Below are 989 nucleotides of genomic sequence, written 5' to 3'. Positions count from 1 at the left end.
TTTTTTTGCGTTTTTTAAGACGTGTGCGGCAGTAACAATGAAGCCGTCGCCGATATGGAAACCCGACCCGTGGCCAGTTTCGGTCGCGATCTTGACCGTAAAGCCAGCGCGTAAATCTTCATAGGGCGCAGCTAATCGGATCGTTTCGGCGATCTGGTCTTCAGCTGGATCTTCGGAAAGCCCGTACGCTGCACTAGTCAGGAAACCAGCTACGGCCACGGACGATATAATTGTACGCAAATTCCACATGTCACCCTCCTATTTGATTGAATTTCTGAAGCCATCCCAAAGCAAGCCGCACGCGCCGAGCACAATCAGCGATATGATGGCCATGCCTATCTTGTTTGCTACGGAATCGGTTCGCTGTCGCAGTCGACGCAGGAAGCGAAAATCTTCTTTCGCCTCGTCACGATTGTCGGCGTCGTCGATGCGGAGCCCAGCGGCGCTGAATTCTTCGCGCACAGCGTCGCGGATCAGCACCTTGAACTCGTCTTCGGTCATGGCAGAAACCTTGCGCATACTCATGGCCGCCACCCGCACAGTTTCTGGCCCTTCAAATTGTGGCTTAAAGCTTGCTCTACTTCCCGGTCGGTAAGTTGATCGATGGTCTGCCCGGTCAAACGAATTGGCTTTGCGATCTTGCAAAACGAACCGGACGTGACGCAGCCCGATAACAGGAAAGAAAGCAGGACTATTTTTACGATGATGTTGGCCATACCGATCAGCGCCCTCTTGCCCATTTTTTCAAGGCACGACGGTTTTCTGATGGATCGTTGCCTGCCACATGCTCGTCGATCTTCTGCGCTTCGGATAAAGCTTCCCACTCGGCCTGGTTCTGCTTCGCTTGCGCAGCTTTCGAACCTGCGTTGCGGCCCTTCAGGTAGGCCAGTGCTACTGCGACAATTACCGCTCCCGCTGCGGCCAGCAGGCCCTTGATCTTCGCCGGGAGCGATAAGAGCCATGTCATTCGGCAACCCTCTTCAGCTCCA

3 protein-coding genes and 1 pseudogene are annotated in these 989 nt (G+C 54.3%); all 4 read right to left on the bottom strand.

Annotated features, from left to right (window positions below; genetic code table 11):
- Positions 1-249, bottom strand: a pseudogene (locus ACTJKP_RS26920) (hypothetical protein); the annotation flags it as partial.
- Positions 250-258: 9 nt separating this feature from the next.
- Complete coding sequence (locus ACTJKP_RS26915) at positions 259-501, bottom strand: hypothetical protein (RefSeq protein WP_440632839.1); 243 nt, start codon at positions 499-501, stop codon at positions 259-261.
- 20 nt (positions 502-521) lie between these two features.
- Entirely contained in the window at positions 522-716 is a 195-nt protein-coding gene (locus tag ACTJKP_RS26910; RefSeq protein ID WP_440632838.1) for a hypothetical protein, read from the bottom strand.
- Between the two features lie 5 nt (positions 717-721).
- Positions 722-989 (bottom strand): hypothetical protein (locus ACTJKP_RS26905; RefSeq protein ID WP_440632837.1); only part of this gene is annotated, 268 nt, incomplete at its 5' end.

Source organism: Brucella sp. 22210, from assembly GCF_052045675.1.
Taxonomy (GTDB): Bacteria; Pseudomonadota; Alphaproteobacteria; order Rhizobiales; family Rhizobiaceae; genus Brucella.
Note: the sequence above shows the minus strand (reverse complement) of the source record. Positions and strands in the feature narration are given on the sequence as shown.

Bases quoted from the DNA above. Each gene is read 5' to 3' on its own strand.
- ACTJKP_RS26915 (WP_440632839.1), bottom strand. From the start codon at position 501: ATGACCGAAGACGAGTTCAAGGTGCTGATCCGCGACGCTGTGCGCGAA.
- ACTJKP_RS26910 (WP_440632838.1), bottom strand. From the start codon at position 716: ATGGCCAACATCATCGTAAAAATAGTCCTGCTTTCTTTCCTGTTATCG.